Source organism: Paraburkholderia madseniana, assembly GCF_009690905.1.
In the GTDB taxonomy this organism is placed as follows: Bacteria; Pseudomonadota; Gammaproteobacteria; order Burkholderiales; family Burkholderiaceae; genus Paraburkholderia; species Paraburkholderia madseniana.
On the sequence record NZ_VOSW01000036.1, the window covers coordinates 1 to 15,332 of the forward strand.

Sequence of the window (15,332 nt, forward strand, 5' to 3'; positions counted from 1 at the left end):
CCTCCGTGGAGGGAATCGCCGGGGCATGGCCCAGTCCACGCCCGTGCGGCTCTGACAGCAATGCTAACCCGCGTTCAGTTTCCCCACGGCGGGCCAGCCCTTGCCTCACGCAAAGTCATACTGCCTTTCGGTTCCAGCTCAGCTTGCGCGACATTGAAGAGTTGCTGTTCGAGCGCGGCGTGACGGTCAGCTACGAGACGATTCGCCGCTGGTGCGAGAAGTTCGGCGCGGGCTTTGCCAATCGGGTGAAAGCGGCGCGCCGCAAGCCGGGTAGCACGTGGCACCTCGACGAGATGTTCGTCACCCTGCGTGGCGAGCCGTACCTGCTTTGGCGTGCAGTCGACGAGCACGGCGTCGAACTCGACATCCTGCTGCAAACGCGGCGCGACAAGGCCGCCGCCAAACGTTTCTTCAAGCGGGTGCTGCGCTCGAACCCGGTGCCACGCAAGATCGTCACCGATCAATTGCGTAGCTATCCGGCGGCGAAAGCCGACATCCCGGAGCTGGTCGGCGTGAAGCACGTGTTCGTCAAGGCTGCGACCCGTGTCAACAACCGTGCGGAGAACAGCCATCAGCCCACGCGGGAGCGCGAGCGACGCATGCGAGGCTTTCGCGACCCGAAGCGCACGCAGGCCTTCCTGTCGAGCTTCGGTCCGATCCGGCAGCACTTCGCACTGAAACGACATCTGCTGCGCGCCTCTCTATCGCAAACACCTCGCGGCCCGGTTCGTCGCATGGCGCGAATTCACCAATGTCACCCAAGCTCCGTCGAATACTTTCTGAGCCACAGTGCCTTATGCATCAACATCGACGAAGGCCCGCTAGTTGTAGAGGAACTCAATTGGCTTCCGGAAAATTAACCAAATAACTTCCGTTTTGGGCAAATTTAGCGATCAAAACCGAGGCCGTTCGCTGGGTCTGTTACTCAAATAACTTCCGATATTGACAGTTTTCAACCATAAAACTTGCGTCCGTCCCCCTAGGGGACTTCCTCCGGAGCGTACGTGACCCTCACGCCGCGCTCAAGCAGCAACTCCTCGATATCAAGCAAGCTCAGGTTGAACCGACAGTACCAGCGCACCGCGTATCTGATGATCGCCGCCGGAAAGCGGTAGCCGTGTCGCTATCTCGCCAGACCGCCTCTTCAACGTGACAGGACCCTTCATCTGTCCCCCGCGCAAGCGTCAGTACACGCCGGGAGGTCCCGACGGCTGTGGTGCAAATAGCGATTAACGAATCGGGTAGAGTGTCGAGCTGCTCGATTTGAGGGGCCGCTATGAGCAGGCTGAAGAGTTTGGACGGGCTGTTCGCCGGCCGTCACTTTGACCGTGACGTGATCATTCTTTGTGTGCGATGGTACTGGTTGAACGCGGACACTCTTTTGCGGCTTCTGCACCCCTCCCTAGTGCGACGGAGTCTGTTGAGGGGCGCCCTGCACATGTCGCGGTGGCGAGGCGTGCGACCGCAAACGCGGTCCGAGATCGACCGGCTGAAGGCTCCGTTCAAATGAACGTAGGTCGGAGCAGCAGCAGTTACCCACCGACCTTCGACGCACCGCCCAATGAAACATTCGTCGCATCATAGCGCGCCCGGTTTGCCTCATTCGGCGGATAGAGGCCTGGCAACGCAGCGCCGTTTTCGACCTCGCTCATGATCCAGTTTTCCAGTCGCTCCTGTTCGACGGACGCAGCAACAACCTCGTCAAGAAGCGCGGCCGGAATAAGCACAGCGCCATCCCGGTCGACCACGATTACGTCGTCTGGAAATACCGCGACGCCGCCACAGTCGATAGGTTCCTGCCAGCCGACAAACGTCAGGCCGGCCACTGAGGGTGGCGATGCGGTACCCTGACACCATACTGGCAGGCCGGTATTCAGCACACCCGCAATATCCCGAACCACGCCGTCCGTGACAAGCGCTGCGACTCCGCGCATGTGCATCCGTGCGCAGAGAATATCGCCGAAGATTCCCGCATCGGTTACGCCCAGTGCGCCCACTACGGCAATACAGCCACGTGGCATTGCTTCAATAGCCGCGCGGGTTGAAATGGGCGAGCCCCACGAAGCGGGGGTCGCAAGGTCTTCCCGGGCCGGCACGAAACGGAGGGTGAATGCACGGCCGACGAGCCGTGGCTGACCTTCCGCTATCGGTCGGGTACCGCGAAGCCACACGTTGCGAAGACCATGCTTGAGCAGGACCGTCGTAAGCGTGGCCGTAGATACGCCCGAGAGGGTTGCAACGATTTTTTCGTCGAGCGGAAGTGAGTCGATGGTCATGGTTTGGCGCTTCCCAAGAAAAAGTGATCAGATGCTGGCGATGAGGCCGCCGTCGATCCGGACTGTTGAGCCAGTAATGTATGAAGCTCGAGGACTCGCAAGGAAGGTCACCACATCTGCGTACTCTTGCGGCTCGCCGTAGCGCCCCACCGGAATCGACGCAGTGCTCTCGGCTGCAACGTCCTCGACTGATCGTCCTTCGCGCCCGGCTTTGGCCTCGTCAAGGAAGCGTATGCGATCGGTGGCAATACGTCCGGGCAGCACGATGTTGCAGGTAACGCCATCGCGACCGACTTCTCGCGCCAGTGTTTTCGACCAGCCGACAAGGGACATGCGCAGTGCGTTTGACAACCCGAGGTTCGGTATGGGCGAGACAACACCCGATGAGGTGCTGGTGATGACCCTGCCGAAACCACGTTCGCGCATTCCCGGAAGCACCCGGTCGGTGATGGATACCACCGACAAGACCATGCTCTCGAAGTGCTTGCGCCACAGTGCTGCATCCTGTCCATGCGCCGGCGTCGGAGGGGGGCCTCCGGTATTGTTCACCAGTATGTCGATAGACCCCAGTTCGTCCTCGATCCGGGTGATATGACTGTCCACGGTAGACAGATCTCCAAGATCCCACTGAAGCGCAATAGCATGCGAGCCCGCCTCTCTCACCGCCTTTGCGGTCTTTTCGGCCGCCGCCAGATCAATGTCGGCAACGGCAACGCGAACGCCCTCGGCCGCAAGCGTTCGCGAGATGACGCCACCAAGACCGCCACCACCACCAAGCACGAGAGCGGTCTTATCTTTTAACTGTAGGTCCATCGTCTTTCCCTGTGAGAAACTGGTTAACTATTTACTGCTGGGCGGATCGGTGCGTCACCGGGTTCCGCAACAGCATCAATTTCGATACGCACGCCATTCAACGCGCACCCGATAGTGGTTCGTACGGGAGCGGCAGTGCCTATCACCTGGGCGTATACGGTGTTAAAGCGTTGGAATTCGCCAATGTCCGACAGATACACCTGGACGCGAACAAGTCGGCTGAAATCAGTGCCGGCGTCTTCCAGGACAAGACGCAAATTGTTGAGCACCGCGGTTGTTTGCTCTTCGATCGTGTCGCCAATAATGTTTCGCTCAGGATCTCGCGGAACCTGACCTGCCACGAAAATCAGTCCGCCTGCGCGGCGCCATAGACTGTAGTGACCGCCCGTGGACGGTTGCTTGCTTGATTCGGTCATGTGTGAGGTCTCGAGTTGGGAGGAGTATGGACAGGGTCCGCATGTACTCGCCTTTTGGCAGTTACCGCGTCAACGCGACAACAGAACGTTCGTTGCCGAGCTGATCGCGGTATTCCCACTGTCCGTCAAGAGATCGAACCAGGGCATTGCTGTACAGGTAGGCGGTGGTACACGTGTGCTCCGGGATCAGTAACAGCCTGTCGCCGGTGTGAAGCGCGTCGCTGCGGATTACCGTGTGCTCTTCGTTCATCATCACGATCTCGCCGACGCCGTCAAAACGCTGCCGCAGCGGTTTGTCCGGTGAGATCGCCTTACTGCCGGCGTCCAATGTCGACGTGCCATTGCGCGTTGAAACAACCGTTGTCAACACAAACCCGGCCGCAACCCAGTTGTGATGCGATAGCTCCCTCAGGTGCTGGGCGTTCGAATACACCCAGGTGCCCGGCGACACGTACTGCATCACAGAGCGCGGCCACAGGTCGAACGTATAGCTGCATGCGCCGACGACGTCGACATCGATGCCGTCTTCGCGCAGGCTAGACTGCAGAAACTCCAGCGTACCGGCAAGTTTCTCCACTTCGGCTTTGCGCTCGTCATACGCGCCCCGGATGTGGCCGTCGTAAACATGCCACCCCGCAAGCCGACCAAGTCGCTCCACCCCGCGCGCGAGTTCGAGCGCTGCCTCGTCCATCGCGACGCCTGTGCGCCCCATTCCGGGATCGAGATCGATACGCAGGCGGACGGAGGACGGGGCGCCGTCGAGTAGCCGCGTCCATACGTCCAGTCCCTCGCGGGAATCGATGAGGGTCGTGAGTTCGGCCTTCGGAAACACCGACGCCAATTCGATAAAACGGCCGACGTTCTGTGGATTGACGGTCGGGAACGCCCAGGTGACGCGTGTGGCACCTGCAGCCAGTACCATTTCGACCTCGGCGAGCGTACTGGCTTTGAAAGCGTCGACGCCATTGGTCAGCAGCAATGCAACAAGCCACGCAGCGCGGTGGGTCTTCACATGCGGCATTAGCCGCTCGACGCCGCCGCACGCTTGCGCAGTGACCTTCAGATTGTGCAGGACGCGGTCCTCCATCACCACAAAGCAAGGCGTTGAGACCGCAGGCACCAGATCCACGGCAACCGGATTGAACGGGTTGTCTGTTGTCATAGAGTAATAATCAGGGAGCATCGACGTCGCCTCGCGTGTATGAATCTCATCGGAGAACGAACTCGCATCGATGACGGTTGGCTAGTGGCGCAAGTCGGACAGGAATGCCTGCGCACGCGGGTGCTGTGGAGACCGGAAGAACGTTTGCGGATCGGCCACCTCGAGAATCGCGCCGCGATCCATGAACCAGACGCTGTCGCTCACCTCGCGCGCGAATCCCATCTCGTGGGTCACGCACATCATCGTCATCCCATCTCTGGCAAGCGATTTCATGACGCTGAGCACCTCGCCAACCATCTCAGGATCAAGCGCGCTCGTCGGCTCGTCGAAGAGCATCACCGGCGGCTCCATTGCCAATGCGCGAGCGATCGCAACGCGTTGCTGCTGCCCTCCAGACAACTGCTGCGGATATGAGTTCGCCTTGCTAGCCAAACCCACGCGATCGAGCAGTGCCAATGCCTGCCGCTTCGCCTCCGCGCGGCTTTTTCCGGCCGCCTTCGTCGGCGCGAGGCACACGTTGTCGAGCGCCGACAAATGAGGAAACAGATTGAACTGCTGAAACACGAAGCCGATACGGGTGCGGAACCGGTTCAGGTTCAACGAAGCCTGATGGACGCTGGTTCCGTCGACCGTGATCCCGCCCCCCTGAATCTCCTCGAGGCGGTTGACGGTACGGATCAGCGTCGACTTGCCCGACCCGGAAGGGCCGCACACGACCACCACCTCGCCTCGCTTCACCTCTGCAGTGACGTCGACGAGCGCCTGATACTCGCCGTACCACTTATTAACTTTGGAGAATTGAATCATTGATGACGCTCCTGACTTTTTGCATCTTTCCTGAGGCACGCCGATGCGCGATGCGACGTTCCATGACGTGCGCGCATTGGGTGAGCGTGTAGCACACCACGAAGTAGGTCAGCGCGAGAATGAAGAAAACATGAAACGGTTGTGTAAGAAGCTGGGCGTTAATCTGCTGGGCCGAAAACGTCAGTTCCTGGACACTGATCACATAACCTATCGATGTGTCCTTCACCGTCGATACGCATTGGCTGAGAATAGTCGGCAGCATGTTGTACAGCGCTTGCGGCAGAATCACGTGACGCATCGTCGCGCCGTAACTCATCCCGAGCGAGCGTGCGGACTCGGTCTGCCCTTTGGGCAAGGATTCGATGCCGGCCCGGAAAATCTCACTCAGGTAGGCCGCCTGATAGATCACCAGCGTGACGACCATGGTCGTAAATGCGCTCACCAGATGGCCGATCAGACCCGGCACGAGGAAATAACTCCAGAACACCAGCATTACAAGCGGCACACCGCGCACGATATAGACGAGCACCGTCGATGGCACGCTCAACACCCTGTAGGGCGAGACCCGGCATAACGCCAACAGCAGGCCAAGCGGAAAGGCAAAAGCGAGACCGAGCAGTGCGAGAATCAGCGTGAGCGCGAGACCACCGACCGGGCCGTTCGGATATTGCCCGAGCAGCAGGAAATGCGCGTTGTGGATGAGTATGTCGAGCATCGCTTATTTCGCCAAGATACGGGTGCGGCGCGTGACCGCCGCGCCCACGCCCATCAGACCCAATGAAATGGCCAGGTAGATGACCGTTCCAACGAGATAGATCTCAAAGGTTTGAAACGTCTGGTTCTCGATGTCGCGTACCGTGTATGTCAACTCCGCAACCCCAATCGCCATCGCCAGACTCGTATTCTTGAAGAGCACCACCGTATGATTGATGAACGGCGGCATGGCGATGCGAAAACCTTGCGGCAGGATCACGTAACGCATCGACTTCGGAAAGGTCAAACCCAGCGAGCGGGCAGCCTCAAGTTGACCAGCCGGTACTGCCCGCAGGCCACTTCTAATATCCTCCGAGTAGTACGCCGCCATGCACAGGCCAATGGCAATCGACGCGAAGATGAATTCGCCCCCATGGGCGTTAATCCATCCTTGCGCGATTTCCGGAAGCAACGTTGGAAACCCGAAATACCAGAGGAACAGTTGCGCAAGCATCGGCACGTTCTGATGGTAGGCAACGTAGCCGGCGACGACCCGCTCGATAAACGGGTTACCTATCGCGCGCAGCGTCGCCAGCACCGTGCCGAGCGCGACCGCGAGCAGCCAACTCGTCAGTGTGAGCAACACGGTGTACTGCAATCCCCACATGAGGTGCTTCAGATTCTGATCTGTGAAGATGCTCGAGAAGTTGAGATGCGCTAACATGAGTAATCCTCATTACACAGGACGACATGGAGGTCAGCCTTTGATCGACCCGATCCTGAAATCGCGATGCAGCTGATAGATCGTGTTGGGGCCAAGCCATTTATCGAAAATCTGCTGTGCTTCGCCTGATTTTTCCATTCCGTCCAGCGCGTTGTTCACCGCGTCGAGCAATGCTGGCTCGCCCTTCTTGATACCGAGTCCCCAGTATTCGAGACCCACCGGCGGCGACAGCGCCTCTACATTGGTGTCGTGACCGAGTTTCGCGGCAAAGCGATGCATGATGGGTTCGGAGACGACAAAGCCATTGACCTTGCCCTGCACCATGGCCAGGAAAGCCGACGGCGAGTCGTCATAGCTGACGAGCTGCACGCTCGGCATGACCCGCCCCATGATGGCGATATTGCTGGAGCCTTTGATCGTACTGACCCGCTTGCCGTCGAGATCGTCCCGCGCTTTGAACGGGCCACCTGTCTTCACGGCAATGACCTGCTTGGCGACGTAGTACTGATGCGTGAATGTGAGTTGTTCGGCGCGCGCCGGGGAGTAGCCGAGCACCGCGGCGAGTACATCGACACGGCCTTGCAGCAGTTCCGGAATGCGGGCCTCCATCGACACCACCTGCAACTGCGGCTTGACGCCCAAAGCCTTCGCGACGCCCTTGCAGTAGTCGACGTCGTAACCAACGATCTCCCGAGACGCCGGATCCTGAAAGCCGAATGGCTCGAAGTTGGCCAGTACCCCGCATACCAGCGTTCCGCGCGCCTTGATGTCTGCAAGCTGGTCTGCCTGTGCTGTACCCGTAAGCAGGGTCAGGGTGAGGCCAAGCAATGCCGCGGCTAGTTTGTTAGACGATTTCATGCGATCTCCGTAGACAGGTGCTTCAAAGCGCAACCGCGAGCTGTTGATGTGCTCGATCTGCATAGAAGGGGACTTGGAGAATGTATTCTTGGCCGAACAAAATCCCAAATAAAGAGATATTTGTGCATACTTATCCATTCCAAAATGAGATCAATTTAAGAGGGGCCACGTGGCACACCAGATCACTTTCCTGCAACTCGAAGCACTGGTTGCAATCGCGGATATGGGCTCATTCGAGGCGGCCGGGCGCAAGCTCGGCAGCGTTCAGTCCGGTGTGTCGCGCCACGTTCGCGAGCTGGAGAGCCGGTTCCCGAAGCCGCTATTCGACCGTGGTTCGCGATCGGCACGGCTGACCGTCGACGGTCTCGAGATACTCTCGCAGGCGCGCACGATTCTTCAGCAACGTGATGCCCTGTTGAGTCAGTATGCGAGCGAGAAAGTATTGCGGCGCTCGTTAAGGCTGGGCGTGACTGAGCTCGCCGCGCTGACCTGGTTGCCTGGCTTCATCGATGCACTGCGTTCTACCTATCCGCTGGTGGATGTCGAACTGGAGGTGGGTGGCGTCGCTGTGGAACTCTACGAAAAGCTCAAACTGGCGCAGCTGGATCTGGCCATCGTGCCCGACACGCCACGCTGGGCGGACATGGTGAGGTTCCCGCTCGCCAACGTGCGTAACGGCTGGTTCTGCAGTCCCACGTTCAGCCTCAAGCGGCGCAGGCTCGCCGTATCGGAACTCGGCCAGTTGACGCTGCTGTCGCAGTCTGCCGACTCGGCGGTGGGACATGTCATGAGCAAATGGCTCGAGCGCAACGGTGTGCAACCGCGCAGCATCCTGACCTGCAACAACTTCGCGGCGCTTGGCGGCATGGCGAGCGCAGGTTTGGGTATCGCCTGTCTGCCAGACGCCATCTCCGGTGAACTCGTGACGCTGGGTCTGTTGCGTGCCGTCCATGTGACACCGGTGATGCCACCGGTGCGCTATGTCGCCGTCGCGCGGCAAGACGCGTTGACACCGTTCCACCGCAAGGTCATTACCCTCGCGCGCGTGATGTGTGATTATGGAATGCGCTATCAGGACGCACGCGCACGCGAATCGCTCGTCAACGAGGCTGAATAACGATGCTGACCGTCAAGCAGATCGAGACGTTCTACTGGGTAGCGAAGCTCGGCACCGTTCAGCGGGCGGCCGACAAGCTCCATATCACGCAGTCCGCAGCGACCAAGCGCCTGCAGGATGTCGAAGCGAAGTCCGCAGCACGTTTGTTCGAAGGGAGCGGCAAGAAAGCAAGGTTGTCCGCGAAAGGACACGAGATGTTCACGCTGTGCGAAGGCTTGCTGGACAGCATTGGGCGACTGGAAGCCTATCAGGACGCCGACCGGCATATGGCCCGCGTGCTACACATCGGCCTGACCGAACTGGTTGCGTTGACGTGGTTCCCAGCGTTCCTCCAGCAGATGCGCGAGCTCTTTCCAAATCTCATCCTGCAACCCCATGTCGACATGTCCGGGCCGCTGCAAGAGCGGGTGATCGATGGACGCCTCGACTTCGCGATTTTGCCCGACGCAGAGCTGCCCGCATCAGTCGAGCGCGTGATGCTCGGGAGTGCCCGCTTCGCGTGGTTCTGCCGTCCCGGTGCGTTCGACAGCGAGCGCACAGTGTCGCTGCACGAACTGGGCACTGTTCCGGTCATCGAGCAGATTCCGGCATCCATCATCACGATCCTGAGTTCCAGGAGCTTCGAAAGTGCGGGCGTCGAGCCTGAGCGTATTTGCGGCGGCAACAATGCGGTGGTAGTGGGCGGCCTCGTGGCGGCCGGGGTTGGCGTGAGCTTGCTGCCGGTCGACCTTTTCAGGCAGCAAATTCAGAACCGGCTGATGCAGATCGTGATGACCAACCCTCCTGCACCGATGGTTCGCTACGACGCGATTTTCTTGAAGCAATCTCATTCCGCGCTGGGGCACATGGTCGCCGACATTGCACGGCGTTGCTGTGACTTTAGTTCAGGTGTGCAACAACCGACAGCGAGTTAAGTGCAACCCGCCGCATCCCGCCTAGGTACTGTCAACTCGCGGGCTGCTTGCCGGGGACGCGAGATAATCCCGGCCATGAAACCAACGACCCGAGCCTGTCCTGATAGAGGATTTCCCGCCGCGTCGCGGCGCCGACGACCACGGTAATCACCAGTACTGAGACCGAGGGCGATACCAGCCAGCGGGCGGATGATGAACCTTTCTGGTCCAGCCCACCAGCTTGTGCGACAGGCAGTTCAGCGGAAGAAGCAACTTGCTGCATGATCGTCTCATCTGGGAGTTCGCGGCGGCACTGGCCGTTGCCAGCGCCCCGCATTTCCAGAACATTCCGGCATTACTTCTGGTAGCCAGCCTGACGCACTTCGCGATCGGCTGCCGCATTGCCTGCCGCGAGTGCCTGATCGACGCTCGTCTGTCCAGCAAGCGTGCCGGAAATGGCCTGGCCGACGGCCGTGCCGAACGCCTTGAATTTAGGAATGCTTACGAACTGGACACCTGTATAAGGAACGGACTTCGCCGTCGGATGGGTGGGATCGGCGGTCTCGATCGCGTTGCGAACGAACTCCGAGAACGGAGCCGCCTTCTGGTATTCGGGGATTTGATAAGTCGAGAGCCGGGTGCCGGGCGGCAGCGACGCCCAACCAATATCGGCCCCGACCATCTTGATGTATTCCTTCGAGGTCGCCCACTCGATAAACCGCTTTGCGGCATCCTGCGATCGCGATGTCTTCGGAACCGCCAGCGCCCACGACCACAGCCAATGCGCGCCATTGGGCGTAGCCTGAACAGGTGCCGCCGCAAACCCGACCTTATCGGCGATGGAAGATTCCTTGGGGTTATAGAGAATACCCGCAGCCGATGTCGCATCGATCCATATAGCGCACTTGCCGCTTGACATCAGCGAGAGATTTTCATTGAAGCCATTCGAGCTCGCGCCAGGAGGGCCGTTCTTCTTCATCAGGTTGACGTAAAAGTCGATCGCACTCTTCCACTCAGGCGACGTTATTTGAGCCTGCCATTTCTCGTCGAACCAGCGGCCACCGAACGTGTTGACGAGGGTCCCGACGTAGGCCATGCTTTCCCCCCAGCCGGCCTTGCCGCGCAAGCAAATGCCGTAGACGCCGTTGCTCCGGTCCGTCAGCTTATCGGCCAGTGCCGCGATTTGTCCGTAGGTCGGCTGCGCCGGCATCGTCAAACCCTTTGCCGCGAACAGGTCCTTGCGGTAAAACGTCATGGAACTTTCTGCATTGAAAGGCAGCGCAAACAGCTTGCCGTCATACGACAAGCCGTCGCGTACGCTCTTGAACAGGTCATTGACAGCATAGTCCGCCGGCAGGTTATTCATCGGAACCAGCCACCCGCGCTTTGCCCATAACGGTGCCTCGTACAATCCGATCATCAGCACGTCGAACTGACCACCGTTGGTCGTGATGTCCGTTGTCAACCTCTGCCGCAGGACGTTTTCCTCCAGAACCACCCAGTTAAGTTTGATATCTGGATTCGCCTTCTCGAATGACGTCGACAGCTTTTTCAGCTCGATCCGATCGTTGTTGTTGGGCACCCCGATCGTCACCGTGACTGCATTGGCGGCGCCACTTGCGCCCAGGACGCCGCACACTGCGGCAATCGCCGTGAAGCGCCGGAATAGCGTACGCAAGATTCGCCGATTAAAGTGAAATTTCGCATTCGTTCCTGTCTCCTTAGTTTCCATTGGACATGGGCTTCGCACAATGCTCTCCGAGCGAACCCGAATATCGCGCTATCAACTAACAAGACTAACGAGAAAGAGCCAAGACACTTACCTTTTCAATCCAACAGTCTTTTTGTCAAATAGCCACGAAACTTTAAATGTGCATTACTAAATAGTCGCCATGTAAATACCAAAGAACAAATCCCATCCCTCTTTCTCAGCGCTCATCCACCGTGCTCAAGTAATGGTGTATCCGCCGTCGATCATCAAATTCGCACCGTTGATCATGGCCGCCTCCGCGCTGGCCAGGTACATGATTGCAGCGGCAATTTCGGCGGGCTTCGCAAATCGGCGTGTCGGGATCGTGGCTCGGGCCCGCTCGCCTGTTTCTCCGGCCCAGCCGCTCAATCCCAGTTCGGTCTCCACCACCGTAGGTGAAATGGCGTTGACTGTTACGCCCCCCGGTGCCCATTCAAGCGCCATGCAATTTGTCATTCCGATGATTCCGGCCTTGCTCGCGCAGTAGGCCAGGTGACCCTCGATCCCGATCACGGCGGCCTGGGATGCCAGATTGATGACTCGTCCTCGTTTTCTCGCGAGCATATCGGACGCAAACGCGCGCGCGACGAGAAACGCGCCAGTCAGATTGACGGCAATCGTCTTGTCCCAAGTCGCCAGAGGAAAGTTCTCCGCAGGAGCGAGCGGTCCGATACCCGCGTTGTTGACCAGTACGTCCACGCGGCCGAACCGCTCCTTGACCTCCAAAGCAACGCTGGCAACCAGTTCGGCGTCGGTAATGTCAACGGTCCAGCCATGATGCTTCGGACCAAACGAGGAAGCGACCGCCCCAATCGATGGAGAGATATCCATAAGCGCCAAAGTGGCGCCTGCTTGCGCAAACATCTCAGCTGTCTTGTGGCCGATGCCAGCTGCGGCGCCGGTAATAACGACGACGGTATCTGAGAAATCGTAGGCGGTATTTGAGTGGGTAGCCACGATGGTTTCCTTGATCGTTTGTTGCCGAATTTTTCAATTGCACAAGCTTGCATGCCGCCAAAGCGGTGGATCGACACGTTCCGGCCGCATACGGTTTCTGAGTTCTCTCGCCACGCCCCAGGCATTCGGTCTGGTCTGCGCGAGATGCGTTTCATGCTGTGCACGCGGCGGCGTACGCGCCAATGACTTCGCGAATCTTGCTCTGAATGAGGCTCAACGGAGACGCATCGATCAGCCCCCGCCGGAATTGCCAGTATTGTTCCGGCAGGTAGCGGCTGAGCAGATTCTCGGAAATCGTGACGTCGGTCAGATTGCTGATCAGCTTCTGAGCCGCAGTGTCGATCTCCGGGTCCGCCCAGTAATATCTGACCCGGTCGCTATAGCTGTAAGTTCTCAGCAGCCGCTTTTCCTGCTCTTCACCGTGGTAATACTTCTCCCAGTTACCTGGTTTGGAAAGCATGACCCTCTCGACTATCTCGCGCAGGTTCGACCTTGCCACTGGGGCAACGAGTTCGACTTCGATATCGGAAAGTGCGTAAATAGCTTCGCGCAGGGCAAAGGTGACGCCAGGGCCAACTTTCGGAATTGCAAAGCCATCCCGTACCAGCGCGGCGAGGGACTCCGGCTTCTGATAGTCAGTGGAGTGAGCTTCGAAGACCATGCCGGGCAACTGTTCAAGAACACTGGAAAGTTTCGTGGCAAGCTCAGGCTTGTAATCCACGACCTTCGTATGATCGAACTCAACGCCGGGTTGAACGACGAGGGCGATCACACGTTGCCACGCAGCGTCAAGGCCACGATCGCGCCACGCGCTGCGGTGCACCGCGACGGTATCCAGCGCGGCATCCGGATTGGTTACGTCGACGGTATCGAGTTCTTCGGCCGCGCCACCCGGAACCGGAACCTCCGTGCCAATGATATACACCGGTTTTTCCTTTTTACCTTCTCGCCCGGCAGTTGCTTCGGCGATTGCACACAGGCGCGCAGCTCTCTCGGCAACGACATCGTCCGAGAGACGCTCCGGATCGCCAGCACAACTCATGCTGGTGTCGTAGACCGACGCAAAAGTGTCACCGTTTCGGCAGTAATTGTGTCAATCGGCCTAAATTACAGTGCTGACAGCAATCTGATCGTTTTGTTGGTGCGCGCCAGCAAGCGAACTGGCGGCGGCGGCGACTGCGGCGAGCGCGCAGACAACCGAAATTTCCTCGGGCGTCACCATGGCCCTCGACCCAAGCGACGCGTCAAAGCTCGCTTCGGCCGCCCTACAGTAACCCCCGCTCGATATAGACCCGCGTGATCGCCCGTCGATGCTCCCCCGACAACGGTTGTATCCTGTCCGGTGACCATTTCTTACTGCCGTACCGTGCTCCGCACTCTGCACAGCGATAAGGTGTCTCGAGCAGGCGCACGTTTAGTAGATACGGCGCTTCATACCCGCACCTCCGGCAAGCTACCTCGAGAGGCAACGAATGTGCGGGGCAAACGATAACCCTTTCAATCTGGTAGAGCGCGCTGTGGTACCCACAAGCGATGCATCGGCGGCCGTAGCGGAATGACTCGCTACAAGGCCGATGCTGAAGTGCCGGCAGGAGCGCAGCACGCAGGGCTTTCACCGGCAGATCAAGGGTGCTGCGTAAGCGCTCAAGCTCGATCGCTTCCAGTTGCGGCGCCACCCCTTCGTACGGATCCACACGCGGCCCCAGCAGTCGTGCGAGAGCGTACCCGGGAAGCGCGTTGGCCGTCTTGAACTTCCACAAGATCGAAACTATGGACTCGTACGGCTCGAGCCATTTCTTGTTGAGAACGTACCCGAGCGCGGGCGTTAGCGAGCGCTCCTCAAGCGTGAGAATTGGAAAACTCAGCCGCGTTAGCTCCGCAACGCTACGCGGCGGCGATGAGGACGCGACCGGTTGCATGGCGTGATTGAACATAGCCGCAGTGATGTACCGCGTAGGCCCACAAAGCGGGTTCCGGACAATAGCCGAGCCCGTCCTTGAGTTCGCTTTCTTTCAGGACGATCTCAACGACGCGTGCGAACGACTCCATCGGAATCTCCAGGCGCCCAGGCAGACTTGCCTTGTGGTGCGCCGCTTCGAACGTCCGCCAAAGCGTGTCGGCATCACTGACAAGACGATACCCGGCGTCGAACGCCTGTGGAATATAGAACCGTGTGAAGCTCCACTCGCTTGCTTCAGGGTAGGCGGTCTGGTCGTATCCGTTCAGGCACGTCGCGACATCCCCGGCGTTGCGGATACCGTGGAATGACAGCTCCTCGACCATCAGGCGCGCAACGATCTGGGTTTTGGCTGCGATCTGCAGCCCGGTTTTCTGCGCGAGGAGTTCCTGCTGGCCGACGAGGAACGTGAACAGTTTGATCTGCTGCCGGTCGAGCGCGTCGTGAACATCTCGCAACCACTCGTACTCGTTTTCGTTGTAGCGCTGGGCCTCGTCGCAGAACAGGAGCACCGTTCCGCTGCCAGCGCGCGCCGCTGCCTCCCGTATCCTCAGCGACAAGCGCATGCGTTTTGATGGATTTGTACCTGCGTTGGGATCCGGGTCGCCGACGGCCTCAAGCAGGTTTGCAAAGAACGGCCCTTCTGCGTGCCGCGGTTTATGCTCGCACTGCGCGTGGTAGCTCGTCATCTTTGGATGGTTCTGCGCTAACAGCAGGCGAACGTATTCAATCGCGCGCGTTTTGCCGATCCGGGACGGGCCGTAGATCAGAGCGCCCATGATCCGGTAGCGCAGACAGCGGATGACCAGCTCATAGAAGGCCTCAATGGCGGGCGTGGCGATACGGTAATTGCCAGTCACGAGCGGGTGCAGCGACTGGTCGATCGGGCGCGGTATCTGAAGCGACATG

At 59.1% G+C, this 15,332-nt stretch carries 15 protein-coding genes and 3 pseudogenes; 4 read left to right on the forward strand and 14 right to left on the reverse strand.

Annotated features, from left to right (window positions below; all coding sequences use genetic code 11):
• Positions 1 to 125: 125 nt before the first annotated feature.
• Positions 126 to 783, forward strand: a pseudogene (locus FSO04_RS19710) (IS6 family transposase); the annotation flags it as partial.
• 217 nt (positions 784 to 1,000) lie between these two features.
• On the opposite strand, the pseudogene FSO04_RS47610 reads toward FSO04_RS19710, so the two are convergent.
• A pseudogene (locus tag FSO04_RS47610) lies at positions 1,001 to 1,096 on the reverse strand (IS6 family transposase); the annotation flags it as partial.
• Positions 1,097 to 1,276: 180 nt separating this feature from the next.
• Here FSO04_RS47610 and FSO04_RS49020 point away from each other — a divergent pair.
• Positions 1,277 to 1,367 (forward strand): annotated as a pseudogene (locus tag FSO04_RS49020) (IS6 family transposase); the annotation flags it as partial.
• A gap of 165 nt (positions 1,368 to 1,532) precedes the next feature.
• Here the strand turns inward: FSO04_RS49020 and FSO04_RS19720 are convergent.
• From FSO04_RS19720 to FSO04_RS19755, 8 genes are all read right to left on the reverse strand, one after another.
• Positions 1,533 to 2,276: a ribonuclease activity regulator RraA gene (locus FSO04_RS19720; RefSeq protein WP_154561601.1), complete on the reverse strand. Its 744-nt coding sequence runs from the start codon at positions 2,274 to 2,276 to the stop codon at positions 1,533 to 1,535.
• 27 nt (positions 2,277 to 2,303) lie between these two features.
• Positions 2,304 to 3,089 (reverse strand): SDR family oxidoreductase, encoded by a 786-nt coding sequence (locus FSO04_RS19725; RefSeq protein WP_154561603.1) that lies wholly within the window; start codon positions 3,087 to 3,089, stop codon positions 2,304 to 2,306.
• 23 nt (positions 3,090 to 3,112) lie between these two features.
• A complete protein-coding gene (locus FSO04_RS19730; protein WP_154561605.1) occupies positions 3,113 to 3,505 on the reverse strand; it encodes a RidA family protein in 393 nt (130 codons plus the stop codon).
• Positions 3,506 to 3,566: 61 nt separating this feature from the next.
• Positions 3,567 to 4,667, reverse strand: a complete 1,101-nt coding sequence (locus tag FSO04_RS19735; RefSeq protein ID WP_154561607.1) for an alanine racemase — start codon at positions 4,665 to 4,667, stop codon at positions 3,567 to 3,569.
• A gap of 81 nt (positions 4,668 to 4,748) precedes the next feature.
• The gene (locus FSO04_RS19740; RefSeq protein WP_154561609.1) at positions 4,749 to 5,474 is read right to left on the reverse strand and encodes an amino acid ABC transporter ATP-binding protein; all 726 of its coding nucleotides are present in this window, start codon (positions 5,472 to 5,474) and stop codon (positions 4,749 to 4,751) included.
• A complete protein-coding gene (locus FSO04_RS19745) occupies positions 5,452 to 6,189 on the reverse strand; it encodes an amino acid ABC transporter permease (RefSeq protein WP_154561611.1) in 738 nt (245 codons plus the stop codon). Before FSO04_RS19745 ends, FSO04_RS19740 begins: the two co-directional genes overlap by 23 nt.
• A gap of 3 nt (positions 6,190 to 6,192) precedes the next feature.
• On the reverse strand, positions 6,193 to 6,891 hold the full coding sequence (locus FSO04_RS19750) for an amino acid ABC transporter permease (RefSeq protein WP_154561613.1): 699 nt from the start codon (positions 6,889 to 6,891) through the stop codon (positions 6,193 to 6,195).
• 33 nt (positions 6,892 to 6,924) lie between these two features.
• A complete protein-coding gene (locus tag FSO04_RS19755; protein WP_233464912.1) occupies positions 6,925 to 7,887 on the reverse strand; it encodes an ABC transporter substrate-binding protein in 963 nt (320 codons plus the stop codon).
• A gap of 31 nt (positions 7,888 to 7,918) precedes the next feature.
• On the opposite strand from FSO04_RS19755, the gene FSO04_RS19760 reads away from it, so the two are divergent.
• A complete protein-coding gene (locus tag FSO04_RS19760; protein ID WP_154561617.1) occupies positions 7,919 to 8,866 on the forward strand; it encodes a LysR family transcriptional regulator in 948 nt (315 codons plus the stop codon).
• Between the two features lie 2 nt (positions 8,867 to 8,868).
• On the forward strand, positions 8,869 to 9,780 hold the full coding sequence (locus FSO04_RS19765; protein WP_154561619.1) for a LysR family transcriptional regulator: 912 nt from the start codon (positions 8,869 to 8,871) through the stop codon (positions 9,778 to 9,780).
• A gap of 31 nt (positions 9,781 to 9,811) precedes the next feature.
• Here the strand turns inward: FSO04_RS19765 and FSO04_RS19770 are convergent, their stop codons facing one another.
• From FSO04_RS19770 to FSO04_RS19790, 5 genes are all read right to left on the reverse strand, one after another.
• Positions 9,812 to 10,042: a hypothetical protein gene (locus tag FSO04_RS19770; protein ID WP_154561621.1), complete on the reverse strand. Its 231-nt coding sequence runs from the start codon at positions 10,040 to 10,042 to the stop codon at positions 9,812 to 9,814.
• A 72-nt stretch (positions 10,043 to 10,114) separates the two neighbouring features.
• Positions 10,115 to 11,491: an ABC transporter substrate-binding protein gene (locus tag FSO04_RS19775; protein ID WP_154561623.1), complete on the reverse strand. Its 1,377-nt coding sequence runs from the start codon at positions 11,489 to 11,491 to the stop codon at positions 10,115 to 10,117.
• Positions 11,492 to 11,707: 216 nt separating this feature from the next.
• The gene (locus FSO04_RS19780) at positions 11,708 to 12,466 is read right to left on the reverse strand and encodes a GolD/DthD family dehydrogenase (RefSeq protein ID WP_168435751.1); all 759 of its coding nucleotides are present in this window, start codon (positions 12,464 to 12,466) and stop codon (positions 11,708 to 11,710) included.
• A 151-nt stretch (positions 12,467 to 12,617) separates the two neighbouring features.
• Positions 12,618 to 13,508, reverse strand: a complete 891-nt coding sequence (locus tag FSO04_RS19785) for a class II D-tagatose-bisphosphate aldolase non-catalytic subunit (RefSeq protein WP_233464913.1) — start codon at positions 13,506 to 13,508, stop codon at positions 12,618 to 12,620.
• An 842-nt stretch (positions 13,509 to 14,350) separates the two neighbouring features.
• Entirely contained in the window at positions 14,351 to 15,331 is a 981-nt protein-coding gene (locus FSO04_RS19790) for an AAA family ATPase (protein WP_154561625.1), read from the reverse strand.
• Between the last annotated feature and the right edge of the window lies 1 nt (position 15,332).